Origin of the sequence: Burkholderia sp. AU27893 (genome assembly GCF_002223205.1) — a bacterium.
GTDB lineage: Bacteria > Pseudomonadota > Gammaproteobacteria > Burkholderiales > Burkholderiaceae > Burkholderia.
Window position 1 is genome coordinate 2,001,090 of the sequence record NZ_NKFD01000004.1, and the last position, 15,324, is coordinate 2,016,413.

General features: G+C 67.2%; 13 protein-coding genes. 7 read left to right on the forward strand and 6 right to left on the reverse strand.

Annotated elements, in window-relative coordinates; genetic code table 11:
• The first annotated feature begins 15 nt into the window (after positions 1-15).
• Positions 16-369, forward strand: coding sequence for a hypothetical protein (locus CFB47_RS28800; RefSeq protein WP_089463024.1), 354 nt, complete (start codon positions 16-18; stop codon positions 367-369).
• A 40-nt stretch (positions 370-409) separates the two neighbouring features.
• On the opposite strand, the gene CFB47_RS28805 is transcribed toward CFB47_RS28800, so the two are convergent.
• The 4 genes from CFB47_RS28805 to CFB47_RS28820 form a co-directional block, all read right to left on the reverse strand.
• Positions 410-1,225, reverse strand: a complete 816-nt coding sequence (locus CFB47_RS28805; protein ID WP_089463025.1) for an alpha/beta fold hydrolase — start codon at positions 1,223-1,225, stop codon at positions 410-412.
• Positions 1,226-1,334: 109 nt separating this feature from the next.
• On the reverse strand, positions 1,335-2,252 hold the full coding sequence (locus tag CFB47_RS28810; protein ID WP_011355987.1) for a LysR family transcriptional regulator: 918 nt from the start codon (positions 2,250-2,252) through the stop codon (positions 1,335-1,337).
• 250 nt (positions 2,253-2,502) lie between these two features.
• Positions 2,503-2,748, reverse strand: a complete 246-nt coding sequence (locus tag CFB47_RS28815) for a DUF3717 domain-containing protein (RefSeq protein ID WP_043178075.1) — start codon at positions 2,746-2,748, stop codon at positions 2,503-2,505.
• A 264-nt stretch (positions 2,749-3,012) separates the two neighbouring features.
• Positions 3,013-4,548 carry an amino acid permease gene (locus CFB47_RS28820; protein WP_089443104.1) on the reverse strand — a complete coding sequence of 512 codons (1,536 nt, stop codon included), beginning with the start codon at positions 4,546-4,548 and terminating at the stop codon, positions 3,013-3,015.
• A gap of 589 nt (positions 4,549-5,137) precedes the next feature.
• Between CFB47_RS28820 and CFB47_RS28825 the strand changes: the two genes are divergently transcribed.
• The 5 genes from CFB47_RS28825 to CFB47_RS28845 all read left to right on the forward strand — a co-directional run bounded on the left by CFB47_RS28825 (position 5,138) and on the right by CFB47_RS28845 (position 11,427).
• The gene (locus CFB47_RS28825) at positions 5,138-6,670 is read left to right on the forward strand and encodes a sensor domain-containing diguanylate cyclase (RefSeq protein WP_089463026.1); all 1,533 of its coding nucleotides are present in this window, start codon (positions 5,138-5,140) and stop codon (positions 6,668-6,670) included.
• 163 nt (positions 6,671-6,833) lie between these two features.
• The gene (locus tag CFB47_RS28830; protein ID WP_089463027.1) at positions 6,834-7,904 is read left to right on the forward strand and encodes an FUSC family protein; all 1,071 of its coding nucleotides are present in this window, start codon (positions 6,834-6,836) and stop codon (positions 7,902-7,904) included.
• Positions 7,905-8,235: 331 nt separating this feature from the next.
• Positions 8,236-9,570: an argininosuccinate synthase gene (argG, locus tag CFB47_RS28835; protein ID WP_021157353.1), complete on the forward strand. Its 1,335-nt coding sequence runs from the start codon at positions 8,236-8,238 to the stop codon at positions 9,568-9,570.
• A 225-nt stretch (positions 9,571-9,795) separates the two neighbouring features.
• Positions 9,796-10,293, forward strand: a complete 498-nt coding sequence (locus tag CFB47_RS28840) for a shikimate kinase (RefSeq protein WP_089463028.1) — start codon at positions 9,796-9,798, stop codon at positions 10,291-10,293.
• A 339-nt stretch (positions 10,294-10,632) separates the two neighbouring features.
• Entirely contained in the window at positions 10,633-11,427 is a 795-nt protein-coding gene (locus CFB47_RS28845) for a polysaccharide lyase family 7 protein (RefSeq protein WP_089463029.1), read from the forward strand.
• A gap of 77 nt (positions 11,428-11,504) precedes the next feature.
• On the opposite strand, the gene CFB47_RS28850 is transcribed toward CFB47_RS28845, so the two are convergent.
• Positions 11,505-12,815 carry an MFS transporter gene (locus CFB47_RS28850; RefSeq protein WP_089463030.1) on the reverse strand — a complete coding sequence of 437 codons (1,311 nt, stop codon included), beginning with the start codon at positions 12,813-12,815 and terminating at the stop codon, positions 11,505-11,507.
• A 249-nt stretch (positions 12,816-13,064) separates the two neighbouring features.
• Complete coding sequence (locus CFB47_RS28855; RefSeq protein WP_089463031.1) at positions 13,065-14,147, reverse strand: tartrate dehydrogenase; 1,083 nt, start codon at positions 14,145-14,147, stop codon at positions 13,065-13,067.
• Between the two features lie 108 nt (positions 14,148-14,255).
• On the opposite strand from CFB47_RS28855, the gene CFB47_RS28860 reads away from it, so the two are divergent.
• Positions 14,256-15,164: a LysR substrate-binding domain-containing protein gene (locus tag CFB47_RS28860; RefSeq protein WP_089463032.1), complete on the forward strand. Its 909-nt coding sequence runs from the start codon at positions 14,256-14,258 to the stop codon at positions 15,162-15,164.
• The last annotated feature ends 160 nt before the right edge of the window (positions 15,165-15,324 follow it).

Consider the following 15,324-nt stretch of genomic DNA (forward strand, 5'->3'; position numbering starts at 1 on the left):
AAGGAGGGATTCGTGATGGCAACCACGCATCAGCACTTCCACCTCGAACTACGGCACGCCACCGCGCCGACCTATTTCATCAGCTACCTGTTCCCCGCCTTGCTGTTCGTGTACGAACTGCTGCGCGTCGGCCAATGGATCCGCGATCACGGGATGCAATTCGCCGCGTTCAAGCAGATGGGTTACGAGTATTTGCTGATGCTGCTGTTCGTCGGGCTGCAGATCGTCGTCGAGGCGATCTTCCTGCTCGGCGCCGCGATGCGTCGCGACAATCGCGACTTCGAGCACCGGCTGCCGAACGTGATTCTCGGCATCGGTCTCTCGATCGCCGTGCTCGCGATCGACCTCGCGATCCAGATCGCGTTCTGAAGGCCGGCGGGCGTCTGCCCGCGGGCGATCGCGAGCGCGCTCAGGCGCGCGCGTCGCGCAGGAACGTCGTCACGGCGGCCAGCACGTCGCCGGTTCGCTCGCGATGCGGCATGTGCCCGCACTGGGCGAGCAACAGATACGACGACGGCCCCGCGACGCGCGCGGCGATCCGCTTCGGATGCACGTCGGATCCGTATTCGTCGTCTTCGCCGTGAATCGCGAGCGTCGCGCATTGCACGCGCGGCAAGTCGTCGTCGAGATTCCAGTCGCGAAACGCCGGCGACAGCCACGTGTCGACCCACGCGCGCAGCACCCATTCGGCCTTGTCGCCGTGATAGCGCGCGAGCCGGTCGAGCTGGCCCGGTTCGTCGAACTGCTGCCCCGCGTCGCGAATGCCGGCCAGCGTGCGATCCTCGACGAACGCCTGCGCGGCGATCGTCACGAGCGCGCGGCAACGCTCCGGATGCGCGGCCGCACACCCGACCGCCATCCCGCCGCCGACGCTGTGCCCGAGCGCGACGAACGCGTCGACGCCCTGTTGTTCGAGCAGCGCCGCGAACGCGTGATCGGCCTCGTCGCGCACGAACGTCGTGCCGAGTTGCCCCGGATGACGATCGGAACGACCGAAGCCGAGGCGATCGTAGGCGATCACGTCGCGCTGCGTGGCGCTCGCAAGCTGCGCGGGGAAGTCGCGCCACAGTTCGACGCAGCCCAGCGAATCGTGCAGCAGGACGATCGGCGCGGCCGACTCCGGCGCACCTACCGCCGGTTGCGCCAGACCACCGCGCCAGCGTTTCGCAAAGAGGCGCCCTTGCGGCGTCTCGACGGTGGTCTCCTCGATCGGGATATCGGTCATGTGTGTGTCGTCTGCATGAAAGCGGCCGCCCCTCGGCGGCCGCATCGGATCCTGCGATGTTGTCCCTTGCCCGCATGCAGCGTCAAGCAAGCCCCCACCGCCCGCGCGTTCATTCGGGTTGCGGCGGCAGATACTCCATCTGCGCCTCGTCGTACAGCCGGTAGATCAGCGCCTGCATCGCGCGGAGATCCTCCGATTCGTCGAGCATCCGCATGCTCATGATGATCGGCGACACGAGGTTCGGATCGTCGAGCGGCTTGTAGCTGATGTCGTCGCGCTTCAGCCCGTACACGCTGTGCGGCACGACCGACACGCCCTCGCCCATCGCGACGAGGCCGAGCGCGATCTGCAGTTCGCGCGTCTCGTAGATCTTGCGCGGCTGCAATGCCCGATCGTGAAACGCCGCGAGCACCTGGTCCGCATAGCTCGGGCGCGGCGCCTTCGGAAAGATGATCAGCGTGTCGTTCACGAGATCGTGCAGCGACAGCACCGGCTTCGCGCTGTCGAGCGGATGGCCGACCGGCAGCGCGACGATCATCCGCTCCTCGCGCAGCACGACGCGCCGCACGCTCGGATCCTCGTGGCGGATGCGCCCGAACCCGACGTCGATGCGCCCTTCCTTCAGCGCCTTGATCTGGTCCATCGTCGACATCTCGTGCAGGCTCAGCTCGACCGCCGGATACTCGCTGCGAAAGCGCCGGATGATCTTCGGCAGCATCCCGTACAGCGTCGAGCCGACGAAACCGACCGACATGCTGCGCTCGATCTTGCCGACCCGCTTCGTCATCGATTCGAGCTCGGTCGTCTGCGCGAGCAGCTGCACCGCGTGCGAGTAGAAGAAGCGGCCCGCGTCGGTCAGCTTCAGCGGCCGCGCGTTGCGCTCGAACAGCGGCACGCCGAGCGCTTCCTCGAGCTGCTGGATCTGCCGGCTCAGCGGCGGCTGCGCGATATGCAGCCGTTCGGCCGCCCGCGTGAAATTCCGCTCTTCGGCGACCGCGACGAAGTAGCGGAGGTGTCTCAACTCCATGTTCGAATCCTCCCGGGCAGGCGACGGATGTTGATTCCGCACCGCGCACGGCGCGCGCGCCGGCCGTCCACACCGGCGCTGTCGGCCACCTGCTTCCCGATCCCGTCACGATACCTCAGCCGGCACCGCTCCCGGCGCGAACCGCATGGCGCGTGCAGCGGCGGGCGGCGCCGCGCAAAGCAAAACGGGAAGCCGCAACGCTTCCCGTTCGTTCACCGATACCGCGCCGCGGCACCGTGCAGGCCGAGCATCACACCTCGGTCGCGTAGAGCGCGTCGCGCTGCGCGTCGCTCAGCGAGTCGAGCGGCACGTCCGGCAATTGGTAGCAGATCATCGTGCCGTACAGCTCGGCGAGGCAATTGCTGCCGGCGTCGAGCGCGTAGCCGTCCTCGCCGTCCGGGGCCGGCGGGTACACTTCGCGCCACGCGTTGATCGCGGCTTCGAGTCGCACGATGGAAACGGGTCCGGCCTTCCGCTCGGCGGGTGATGCGCTCATGGATTCCTCTGGGTTGCGCGCTCCGCGGGCCGGATCGGCCCGGATGGAACGATGAAAACGCCGGGCATCGCGCCGGCCGCCGCCTGTCGCGCGCGCCGGATGCCGATCCGCGCGGCGCGCCTCGCGCCGGCCGGGCCGTGGCCCGGTAGGGTCGGGCAATATAACCGGCTTTGACCCCGTGCAGGCAAAAGCCGGGCAAAAAAAACGGGAAGCGCGAGGCTTCCCGTTGCGTCGTACGTCACGCGGCCACGTGCCGCGCCCGCGTCAGCCCGCGGTTTCGCGGTTCGCCACCGGCTCCCGCTGGGCGCCACGGCTCGCGGCGATCCACGGCGCGATTTCCATGTCTTCGTAGCGCACGAAGCGGCTCTTCTTCAGGAGCCGGAAGCCGAGCCACACGGCCAGGAACAGCGGAATGCCGACGTAGGTCGCGGCCACGCCCGCCCAGTCGATCCGGTTCGCGAGGAACGCCTGATAGTCCTGGCCGAGCGCGATCACGAGGCACAGCACGAACGCGAACAGCGGGCCGAACGGGAACCACTTCGACTGGTACGGCAGCTGGTCGAGCGCGTAGCCCTGCTTCACGTAGCCCTTGCGGAACCGGTAGTGGCTGACCGCGATGCCGAGCCACGCGATGAAGCCGGTCATCCCCGACGTGTTCAGCAGCCACAGGTACACGGTCTTGTCGCCGTACAGCGACGTGAAGAAGCACAACGCGCCGACGGCCGTCGTCGCGTACAGCGCGTTGCGCGGCACGCCGCCGCGCGACAGCTTCGCGAAGATCTTCGGCGCGCGGCCTTCGGTCGCGAGGTTGTAGAGCATCCGCGTGGACGCGTACATGCCCGAGTTGCCGGCCGACAGCACGGCCGTCAGGATCACCGCGTTCATCACGCCGGCCGCGAACGCGAGGCCCGCATGGCGGAACACGAGCGTGAACGGGCTCACGCCGATGTCGGTCACGTCCGTTTTGAGCAGGTTCGGGTCGGTATAGGGAATCAACACGCCGATCACGAAGATCGCGAACACGTAGAACAGCAGGATCCGCCAGAACACCTGGCGCACCGCGCGCGGGATCGTCGTGCGCGGGTTTTCCGATTCGCCGGCCGCGACGCCGATCAGCTCGGTGCCCTGGAACGAGAAGCCCGCGATCATCGCGACGCCCATCAGCGCCGGCAGGCCGCCCGCGAACGGTGCGTCGCCGATCGTCAGGTTGCCCCAGCCATTGCTCGGTGCGCCCTTCAGAATGCCGAAGATCATCAGCAGGCCGACGCCGATGAACGCAACCACGGTGACGACCTTGATCAGCGCGAACCAGTATTCGGCTTCGCCGAAGCCGCGCACGGTCAGCGCGTTGAGCAGGAACATCACGCCGAGGAACGCCGCGCTCCACCACACGCCCGGCACGTTCGGGAACCAGTAATGCATCACGAGCTGCGCGGCGACCAGCTCCACCGCGATCGTCACGGCCCAGTTGTACCAGTAGTTCCAGCCGAGCGCGAAACCGAAGCCTTCGTCCACGTACTTCGCGCCGTAAGTCGCGAACGAGCCCGACACCGGCATGAACGCGGCCATTTCGCCGAGGCTCGTCATCAGGAAATAGACCATCAGGCCGATCGCCATGTACGCGACCATCGCGCCGCCGGGGCCGGCCTGCGAGATCGATGCGCCGGACGCGACGAACAGGCCCGTGCCGATCGAGCCGCCGATGGCGATCATCGTCAGGTGGCGCGCCTTCAGCGCGCGATGAAGCTTGGGTGGGTTCGCTGACGAACCGGATGGGTCGGATTTCGGAATTGCGGACATAAACGAGACGAACGTTGAGCGGGCCGGCATCCGTAGCCGGCGCATGCGAAATCGGAGCGCGGTGCGCGTCCTGCGATGCATTCGATGCGGCCCCGATACGCGTTGCGCGGCGGGCGCCTGCGGCGAAGCGCGGATTCTACCTGATTCGTCACGGGGACAGCTCACGTGGCGCCGCCCGCCGCCGCCGCGGAGATTTCGCAGAATCAAGGGGTTGGCCGCGTCGAACCGGGCCGCCGTCGCAGGTCGGCTCAAAAACCCGCGCCACGGATGGTTATCCGGTTCTGCGATCCCGTCGGGGTTTCACCACCGTCCCGTCGCAATCCGCCCGATATCGCGCCAGCGCGCATAATCGCCGGTAATCGCGGGATTATTCAGACAATACAACCGGTATCGGCGATTGATTCAAATCAAATCACGCATGTGTAAAGCGGTAATGATGCGTAACAATTCGGAATCGCCGTATCCGCATGCATGTTTTGCATGCGCACGCGAATCGCCGGAATTCGCGAGATAATGCGGCCCGATTCAAAATAAACAGCGTACGGAATCGCCAACGACGCGAAAATCCGCCGCCCGCCGCCCATCGAGGATGAAGTCACTCACGCTGCCCGCCGCGCTGCGCCGCCATACCGCGTCGATCGTGGCACGCATTCTGTCGCCACGCGGCGTACTCGTGGCGGGAATCGTGCTGCTGATGTTCAGCTGGGGGCTTTCCACGTCGCTTTTAATCGAGGCGCGGCGCGACGCAAATGACCATGCGGTCGAAAATGCACGCAACCTGATGCTGCTGATCGAACGCGATATCGCCCGCAATATCGCGCTCTACGATTTGTCGCTGCAGAACGTCGTCGACGGCATTGCCGACCCGGAACTGATGGCCTTGCCGCCGCGCCAGCGTCACCGGCTGCTGTTCGACCGCGCGGCCACCGGCGAATTTCTCGGGTCGATCTTCGTGATGGACGCGCACGGCAATATCGTGATCGATTCGAGCGCGTCGCCCGCGCGGCAAGGCAATTTCGCCGACCGCGACTACTTCGCCGTCCATCGCGACGGGCTCGCGCAGGGCCTCTACATCAGCAAGCCGTATGCGGCCCGGCTACGCGGCGGTGCCCTGACGATCGCGCTCAGTCGGCGGATCAACCGGCCCGACGGCACGTTCGCCGGCATCGTGGTCGGCACGCTCAGCATCGACTACTTCCGCGCGCTGCTCGACGGCCTCGCGGTCGGCAAGCACGGCAGCGCGGCGATCGTCGAGGACAACGGCACGCTCGTGTCGCGCCTGCCGTACGACCCGCACGTGGTCGGCCTCGACCTGCACAGCTCGCCGCTGTTCATCGAATCGCAGCGCGCGCCCGACGGCGAGCTGGCCGGGGTCGGCGCGATCGACGGCATCCGGCGCATCTATGTTTACAAGCATCTCGCCGCGCTGCCGCTGATCGTCGACGTCGCGCCCGCCGAGGTCGACGTCTACGCGTCGTGGCAGCACCGCGCAATCTGGACCGTCGTGCTGATGTGCCTGTTCACCGGGTTCATCGCGTGGGGGTCGCTGGCGCTGTCGCGCGAACTGAAGCGCCGCCAGGTCGCCGAATCGAAGCTGTACCGGCTCGCGCACACCGATGCGCTGACGGGCCTCGACAACCGCGGCACGTTCGACGCGGTGCTCGCGAAGGAGGCGCAGCGTGCGTCGCGCAGCGGCCGCCCGCTGTCGGTGCTGTTCGTCGACGTCGATCACTTCAAGGCGTTCAACGACTATTACGGCCATCCGGCCGGCGACGACGTGCTGCGGCGCGTCGCGCAAACCGCGTCGCGCTGCCTGCGCCGCGACAGCGATCACGTCGCGCGCTACGGCGGCGAGGAATTCGTCGTCACGTTGCCCGACACCGATGCGCAAGGCGCGTTGACCGTCGCCGAGGGCATCCGGCGCGCGATCGCGGCGCTCGACATCGCGCACGCGAAAAGCCCGTACGGGCGCGTCACGGCGAGCATCGGCGCGGCGACCGCCACCGACGGCCGCGTGAACGCCGCGACGCTGCTGCAGCGGGCCGACGAGGCGCTGTACCGCGCGAAGTCCGGCGGCCGCAATCGCGTGCTGGAGGCACAGCCGAGCGCCGCCGGCGCATGACGTCGCCGTGACGTGGCGTGAAGTCGCGCGGCGGCCGGCCGGGCCGGATGACCGCACCGTGGACAGCCTTCCCGCGTTCGGTTAGCGTGACACCTGCTGCGCACGCGGCGCGGCGCCGGCCCGCGCTGGCCGCCGTGCGCGTTCCAGCCACTCCCGTTCCGCCATGACCACCCCGCTCCCTACCCGGCTGCCGCCGTTCCTGCGCCACGCGCTCCGCCCGCTGCTCGACCCGTATCGCCGCTACCGGCACGCGAAGCTGATCCATGCGGCGCGCGTGTCGCTCGCGATTCTCGTGTCGATCGCGCTGTCCACCGGCCTGAACGTGCCGCACGGCGAGTGGTCGACGATCACCGTGCTGATCGTCGTCGGCGGGCTGCAGCACCACGGCAACATCCGCAAGAAGGCGGCCGAGCGCGCGCTCGGCACGTCGATCGGCGCGCTCGCCGGCCTCGGGCTGATCCTCCTCTACTCGTTCCTGCACGCGCCGTTCGCGATCTACCTGCTGATGGCCGTCGGGTGCGGTATCTGCGCGTATCACGCGATCGGCAAGGCCGGCTACATCGCGCTGTTGTCGGCGATCACGATGGTGATCGTCGCCGGGCACGGCGACAACGAGATCGTCGACGGCCTGTGGCGCGCGGTGAACGTGCTGGTCGGCATCGCGATCGCGCTGGCGTTCTCGTTCGCGCTGCCGCTCTATGCCACCTACTCGTGGCGCTACAAGCTCGCCGACGCGCTGCGCGCGTGCGCGGCCGTGCATGCGCGGCTCGCGGGCGACCGCCAGGTCAGCGACGACGCGCACCTGAAGGAAATGGCCGCGCTGAGCGCGCTGCTCGTGCAGCTGCGCTCGCTGATGCCGTCGGTGTCGAAGGAATGCGAGACGTCGATGGCGCAGCTCGAGGCGATCCAGCGCAGCCTGCGCCTGTGCATCGGCTATCTGGAGATCCTGTCGAGCGCGCTGCCGGCCCGCGACGACATCGCGGCCCGCGAGTACATGCGCGTCGACATGAAGGCCGTGAACCGGCGCATCCGCGACACGCTGGTCGGCGCGAGCCGCGCGCTCAAGTTCGGCACGCCGAGCCGGCTCTCGCCGCGCCGCCGGCCGGTCGACCCGCCGCACGACGCGCCGCCGCCGCAGTTGTCCGGCTACGTGTCGATCACGGCCAAGCTGGCCGGGGAAGTCGACCAGTTGCGCGAGAAGCTGCTCGATACCGCGCAGTCGTGGAACATCTGACGTCGGCGGGGATTCCGGGCTTTGCTCGCCCGTCTTTCATATACCTTTCGGCTCGGCCCATCGGCATCCTGACGGCGGCCCGGCCCGCCCGTCAGCCGATCCGGCCCCGGAAACACGGCCCGCAGCCGGGCTCGCCGATGCCTGTTTCTGCCGCGATTTCGCACCGGCGAGCGCGGTATTCTCCACCCGGTTAATCGCCCGCCAGGCCCGCCGCGACAGGCTCGACGACGGTTCCGCGCGAAAATCAGCCCTTGCCCCAACCTCCGGGACAGCCGATACTCGCATATTCCGCGAAATACGATCCCACCGGCTTCAATCCACGGTAATTCCTATGAGCACGATTCTCGAAAGCCTCCCGACCGGCCAGAAGGTCGGTATCGCCTTCTCCGGCGGCCTGGACACCAGCGCTGCACTGCACTGGATGAAACTCAAGGGCGCCGTCCCGTACGCATACACGGCGAACCTCGGCCAGCCCGACGAAGACGATTACGACGCGATCCCGAAACGCGCGATCGAATACGGCGCAGCCGGCGCCCGCCTGATCGACTGCCGCGCGCAGCTCGTCGCCGAAGGCATCGCGGCGCTGCAAAGCGGCGCGTTCCACATCACGACGGCCGGCGTCACGTACTTCAACACCACGCCGATCGGCCGCGCCGTGACGGGCACGATGCTCGTCGCCGCGATGAAGGAAGACGGCGTCAACATCTGGGGCGACGGCAGCACGTACAAGGGCAACGACATCGAGCGCTTCTACCGCTACGGCCTGCTCGTGAACCCGGATCTGAAGATCTACAAGCCGTGGCTCGACCAGACGTTCATCGACGAGCTCGGCGGCCGTGCCGAAATGTCCGAATTCATGAACCAGGCCGGTTTCGCGTACAAGATGTCGGCCGAGAAGGCCTACTCGACCGATTCGAACCTGCTCGGCGCGACGCACGAAGCGAAGGATCTGGAAAGCCTCGAAAGCGGCATCAAGATCGTGAACCCGATCATGGGCGTCGCGTTCTGGCGCGACGACGTGAAGATCGCCGCGGAAGAAGTGACGGTGCGCTTCGAAGCCGGCCAGCCGGTCGCGCTGAACGGCGTCGAGTTCACCGACCCGGTCGAACTGCTGCTGGAAGCGAACCGCATCGGCGGCCGCCACGGCCTCGGCATGAGCGACCAGATCGAAAACCGGATCATCGAAGCGAAGAGCCGCGGCATCTACGAAGCCCCGGGCCTCGCGCTGCTGTACATCGCGTACGAGCGTCTCGTCACCGGCATCCACAACGAAGACACGATCGAGCAGTACCGCGAGAACGGCCGCCGCCTCGGCCGCCTGCTGTACCAGGGCCGCTGGTTCGACCCGCAGGCGATCATGCTGCGCGAAACGGCACAACGCTGGGTCGCACGCGCGATCACCGGCGAAGTGAAGATCGAACTGCGCCGCGGCAACGACTACTCGATCCTGAGCACGAAGTCGCCGAACCTCACGTACCAGCCGGAACGCCTGTCGATGGAGAAGGTCGCATCGACGTTCTCGCCGCGCGACCGGATCGGCCAGCTGACGATGCGCAACCTCGACATCACCGATACGCGCGACAAGCTGCGCGTGTACTCGCAAGTCGGGCTGCTGACGCCGGGTGAGGCATCGGCGCTGCCGCAGATCAAGGGCGACGACAAGTAAGTCGCTTCGCTCGACGCCGTGCCGCATCGCTGGATGCGGTACGGTTGGGCAGGCTGGGTGGGCGCATCCGCTTCGCGCACTCGGCCTGCCGCTTCCTCCGCCTCTCCCCCTCGCCTGTCTGCTTCCCCCCTCCGCAATCGCCCCGCCCCGCGTGACGTACCGACGCCACGGCATCGCCGCGCCAGTCATGGCAAGCTGCGAGTCTTCCGATTCCGGCGCCGACTCATGACCGCCCTTACCGTCATCCACCTGAACGGCCCGATCAACAGCGGCAAGACGACGATCGGTGTCGCGCTCGCACGCTTGCTGCCCGACGCACGCTTCATCGACGGCGACGATCACGATGCGCCCGAGGATGCGCCGTTCGACGTGCAGTGGGCGATCGCGCTCGAACGTCTCGTCATGCAGATCACGCACGCGCGAGAGCGTCATCTGGTCATCGCCTATCCGATCGGCGAAACGGAGTTCGAGCGGTTGCGCGCGGCCTGCGACGCGCGCGATGCGCGGCTCTTCATCGTGACGCTCGCGCCGCCTGAAGCGATCGCAGCGTCGAATCGCGGCTCGCGTGCGCTGACGGACTGGGAGCGCAACCGGATCGCCGAGATGTATCGCGAAGGCTATGCGTCGCGGCCGTTCAGCCAGATGGTGCTCGATACGTCCGATGCAACGCCCGATGCTTGTGCGGCGCGTATCGCGCAACACGTCGCGGCGACGGAGTCGTAACCGGCACACTTACCCGCGCCCGCCACGCCGGCACGCGATACCTTGCAGCAACCAGCGAAAGACCGTCTCTCCAGCCAAAATTGGAAAACGTTTACTCTTCAGGCACTTCTTGCTAGGATCATCCTCGGTCGGCCTGCGCGCATTCATGGAAAGCCGATTGCAAGCGTTGAAAACCCCGCAATTCCTGGCATCACTGTTCCAGCCTTCGAGCCTCATCTGCTTTCTGTATTTTGGCGTGCATTCTACGGGCACCGATCTCGTTTCAACGATCAGGCACCCGAATAGGAAAACGTTATCCATCACGTGGCACCCCGCCACGGACCATCAGAGAGAGACACCATGAAGAACAGGATCATCCCGTGCGTCGTCGCCGTTCTGTCCGTTGCGTGCCTGTCCGCGTGCGGCGGCGACGATTCGGCCAGCCCGGCCGCCGCCGCTCGCCAGCAGGCCACCGCGATGGCGCTCAGCCCGTCGAACCCGCCCGGCTCGAACTTCAACCTCGCGCCGTTCACGCTGCAGTTGCCGACCGGCTCGTCCGGCAAGGTCGACACGGTGAGCGGCTCGTCGCTCGCGGGCGGCTACGTGAACCCGACGTATTTCTACACGGACGCCAGCGACGGATCGATGGTGATGATGGACCCGACGCAGGGCTGGACGACGTCAGGCTCGCTGCATCCGCGCACCGAGTTGCGCGAGAACACGATCTGGCCGACTTCCGGCACGAACCGACTGAACGCGACGGTGGCCGTCACGCAGGTGCCCGATCACACGACGATCGGCCAGATCTTCCAGGGCACCGGCCCGAGCAAGCCGCTGTGCGAGCTGCAGTTCACGTCGGGCGGCGTCGTGCAGTTGCTGCTCGAAAGCACCAACCAGGGCGGCAAGTCGACGACCACGCCGATCACCACGGTCGGTGTCGGGCAGAAGTTCAGCTATGCGCTGAGCCTGAGCGGCACGACGATCACCGTCACCGCGAACGGCACGACCAAGACCTTCACGATGGATTCGAGCTTCGATGGCGAGAGCTTCTACTTCAAGGCCGGCGACTACGATCAGACGGCTGTGTCCGGCACGCCGCTGACGACGCCCGGCACCGTCGTGAAGTTCTATGCGCTGACGCTCACGCACAGCTGACCGCGCGGCACGATGCATGAAGCCGGACGGGCGCACGTCCTATGCGACCGTCCGGCGTTTCGATGCACGCGTCGAGCCTACGAGTGATGCCGCACCCCCGACACGGCGGCGTCCCTCGCGCCCTTGCGGCTCAACATCAGCGTGACGACCGCCGACACCGCGAGCGTGCCCGCCACCACGTAGAGCCCCGCCGCATACCCGCCCGTCACGTGCTTCAACCAGCCGATCGCGAACGGCCCCACGAACCCGCCGAGATTGCCGATCGAGTTGATCATCGCGATGCCCGCCGCCGCGCCGGCGCCGGACAGGAACGCGCTGGGCATCGCCCACAGCGGTGCCTTCGCGGCGCTGATCCCGACGTTGACGACGACCAGCGCGAGCACGGTCAGCAGCGCCGTGCTCGCCTGCCCCGCGAACACGAAGCCGATGCAGGCAAGCACGCACGGCATCACGACGTGCCACGTGCGCTCGCCGGTGCGGTCCGAATGCCGCGCCCACGCGATCATTGCAACGACGGCGGCGATGCTCGGGATCCCCGTGAGCAGGCCCGTCTGCAGTGCGGTGAAGCCGAACTGCTTGACCATCAGCGGCGCCCACAGGCCAAGCGTGTACAGCCCTGCCGACGTGCCGAAGTAGATCAGCGCGAGCGCCAGCACGCGTGGGTCGCGCAGCGCCTGCCACGCACCGGCCGTATGCCCGGCATGCGTGTGGCGCGCAGCGGCTTCGGCTTTCAGCTTCGCGACCAGCCAGTCGCGCTCGTCCTCGCGCAGCCACGCGGCCTTCGACGGCGAGTCGGTCAGGCACCTGAGCACGACGAAGCCGAGCACGACGGCCGGCAGCGCTTCGATGAGGTACAGCATCTGCCAGTCGGCGAGCCCGAACATCGGCGGCATTTGCATGATCGCGCCCGACAGCGGCGAACCGATCGCGGTCGAGATCGGCGCGGCCGCCATGAACCACGCGGCGGCCACCGCGCGCTGCTTCGCGGGAAACCACAGACTCAGGTACAGGATGATGCCGGGGAAGAACCCGGCTTCGGCCATGCCGAGCAGGAAGCGCAGCACGTAGAAGCTCGTCGGCCCGGCCGCGAATGCGGACACGGCCGACACGATCCCCCACGTGATCATCACGCGTGCGATCCAGATGCGCGCGCCGACGCGATGAAGAATCAGGTTGGACGGCACCTCGAACAGGAAGTAGCCGATGAAGAACAGGCCGCCGCCGAATCCGAACGCGGTCGGCGACAGGCCGATCGCCTTGTTCATCGTCATCGCGGCGAAGCCGACGTTGACGCGATCGAGAAAGCTGACGAAGTAAAGCAGCATCACGAACGGAATGATGCGCCACATCAGTTTCCGCGCGACGCGGGTTTCCAGATCCGCTTGCATGTGTCTCCTCCTTCGAGGTCGAGCCGTCGAGTCGTGCTCGGTGTTTGAATGCTCGCCGGCGTCGCGACGAAGCGCGTGGGCCGGCGCGCCCGGCTCGCGTCGGGTGCGCGAGTCGCGGGGCAGGAAAATCCGGGGACGATGAGCAGGCAACGAACGGTGACTGGGTGCGCATGCGCGCCGCCGCCAGCCGCCAGCCGCTGGTCGCCGGCCGCTATGTCGCGGCCCGCCCACCCATCGCCGCGCTCGTCGTCAGGCGGCGACCGCCGCGTTCGCGACGCGCTCGCACACCGCCGCCGTCACCTGCGCGGTCGTCGCGCTGCCGCCGAGATCGCGCGTATGCAGCGACGGGTCGGCCGTCACCGCCTCGATCGCCTGCATCACCCGCGCGGCGGCGGCCGTTTCGCCGAGGTGCTCGAGCAGCATCACGACCGACCAGAACGTGCCGACCGGATTCGCGAGCCCCTTGCCCATGATGTCGAACGCGGAGCCGTGGATCGGCTCGAACATCGACGGATAGCGGCGCTCGGGATCGATGTTGCCGGTCGGCGCGATGCCGAGGCTGCCGGCGAGCGCGGCCGCGAGATCGCTGAGGATGTCCGCGTGCAGGTTGGTCGCGACGATCGTGTCGAGCGACGCCGGCCGGTTGACCATGCGCGCGGTCGCCGCATCGACGAGCTCCTTGTCCCACGTCACGTCGGGAAATTCCTGCGCAATCTGCTTCGCGATCTCGTCCCACATCACCATCGCGTGGCGCTGCGCGTTGCTCTTCGTGATCACGGTCAGCAGCTTGCGCGGGCGCGACTGCGCGAGCCGGAACGCGAACCGCATGATGCGTTCGACGCCGGCACGCGTGAGGATCGACACGTCGGTCGCGGCCTCGATCGGATGGCCCTGGTGCACGCGGCCGCCGACGCCCGCATATTCGCCCTCGGAGTTCTCGCGGACGATCACCCAGTTCAGGTCGTCCGGCCCGCAGCGCTTCAGCGGCGCGTCGATGCCGGGCAGGATGCGCGTCGGGCGCACGTTCGCGTACTGGTCGAAGCCCTGGCAGATCTTCAGGCGCAGCCCCCACAGCGTCACGTGATCGGGCACGTCGGGGTCGCCCGCCGAGCCGAACAGGATCGCGTCCTTGCCGCGCAGCGCATCGAGGCCGTCGGCCGGCATCATCGCGCCGTGCCGGCGGTAGTAATCGGCGCCCCAGTCGAAATCCTCGAACTCGAACGCAAAGTGGTCGCTGCCGCGGGCCAGCGCTTCCAGCACTTGCTTGCCGGCAGGCACGACTTCCTTGCCGATCCCGTCGCCGGGAATCGTTGCGATACGGTAGGTCTTCATGCGCACATCCTCGATTGATCGTCAGCGTGAAGGCACTTTACCGAACCAGCAGTGTGGGAACCGGTGCTAGACTCAAAGCATCTTTAACTTCAATTCATGAATCCCGTCATGGCGGATACCGTCCAGCCGGCCGATCTCGGCTTCTTCTCGACGCTGGCCGCGTCGGGTAGCCTGAGCGCGGCCGCGCGCGAACTCGGGCTGACCGCGGCAGCCGTCAGCAAGCGGCTCACGCAGATGGAGCGGCGCGCGGGCGTGACGCTCGTGAACCGCACGACGCGGCGGATGATGCTGACGCCGGAAGGCGACGTGTATCTCGACTATGCGCGCCGGATCCTCGACCAGATGGACGAGCTCGGCGAACTGCTCGGCAGCGCGAAGCAGCGCCCGAAGGGGCTGCTGCGTGTGAACGCGACGCTCGGCTTCGGGCGTAACCAGGTCGGCCCCGCGATCTCGCGCTTCGTCGCGCGTTATCCGGAGGTGTCGGTGCAGCTGCAGCTGTCGGTCATGCCGCCGCCGCTCACCGACGACGCGTTCGACGTATGCATCCGCTTCGGCGAGCCGCCCGATACGCGGGTCGTCGCGCGGCGGCTCGCGCCGAACCGCCGGCTGCTGTGCGCGGCGCCCGCGTATCTCGCGCAGCACGGCACACCCGTCACACCGCACGACCTGACGCGGCACAACTGCATCGGCATCCGGCAGGGAGACGAGGGTTACGGAATCTGGCGCCTGACGAGCGGGCGCGGCGCATCACGCCACACGGAAGCCGTGCGGATCAACGGCAACCTGACGACGAACGATGGTGAGATCGCCGTGAAATGGGCGCTCGACGGGCACGGGATCCTGATGCGAGCGGAATGGGATCTGCGCGACTATCTCGCCGACGGCCGCCTGGTGGTCGTGCTGCCCGACTACGAGACGCCGAGCGCCGACATCTATGCGGTGTATGCGCAGCGCCACCAGATGTCCACGCGGATTCGCGCGTTCGTCGATTTTCTGGCGGACGAGCTGGGGCAGTGATCGGGACGCACGAAACGACGTCCATCGACTCAGGAGAGACCAACGTGCGGCTCGCTCAAAAGAGCCAGTATTTCAGCTATTTCGTCAAAAAATCGCCAGAATATTGACACTTCCATATGAACCGCCAGCGCCCGGCCGCCGCTGTCCGCTTCGCCACGGC

Bases quoted from the DNA above. Each gene is read 5' to 3' on its own strand.
- CFB47_RS28800 (WP_089463024.1), top strand. From the start codon at position 16: ATGGCAACCACGCATCAGCACTTCCACCTCGAACTACGGCACGCCACC.
- CFB47_RS28805 (WP_089463025.1), bottom strand. From the start codon at position 1,225: ATGACCGATATCCCGATCGAGGAGACCACCGTCGAGACGCCGCAAGGG.
- CFB47_RS28810 (WP_011355987.1), bottom strand. From the start codon at position 2,252: ATGGAGTTGAGACACCTCCGCTACTTCGTCGCGGTCGCCGAAGAGCGG.
- CFB47_RS28815 (WP_043178075.1), bottom strand. From the start codon at position 2,748: ATGAGCGCATCACCCGCCGAGCGGAAGGCCGGACCCGTTTCCATCGTG.
- CFB47_RS28820 (WP_089443104.1), bottom strand. From the start codon at position 4,548: ATGTCCGCAATTCCGAAATCCGACCCATCCGGTTCGTCAGCGAACCCA.
- CFB47_RS28825 (WP_089463026.1), top strand. From the start codon at position 5,138: ATGAAGTCACTCACGCTGCCCGCCGCGCTGCGCCGCCATACCGCGTCG.
- CFB47_RS28830 (WP_089463027.1), top strand. From the start codon at position 6,834: ATGACCACCCCGCTCCCTACCCGGCTGCCGCCGTTCCTGCGCCACGCG.
- argG (WP_021157353.1), top strand. From the start codon at position 8,236: ATGAGCACGATTCTCGAAAGCCTCCCGACCGGCCAGAAGGTCGGTATC.
- CFB47_RS28840 (WP_089463028.1), top strand. From the start codon at position 9,796: ATGACCGCCCTTACCGTCATCCACCTGAACGGCCCGATCAACAGCGGC.
- CFB47_RS28845 (WP_089463029.1), top strand. From the start codon at position 10,633: ATGAAGAACAGGATCATCCCGTGCGTCGTCGCCGTTCTGTCCGTTGCG.
- CFB47_RS28850 (WP_089463030.1), bottom strand. From the start codon at position 12,815: ATGCAAGCGGATCTGGAAACCCGCGTCGCGCGGAAACTGATGTGGCGC.
- CFB47_RS28855 (WP_089463031.1), bottom strand. From the start codon at position 14,147: ATGAAGACCTACCGTATCGCAACGATTCCCGGCGACGGGATCGGCAAG.
- CFB47_RS28860 (WP_089463032.1), top strand. From the start codon at position 14,256: ATGGCGGATACCGTCCAGCCGGCCGATCTCGGCTTCTTCTCGACGCTG.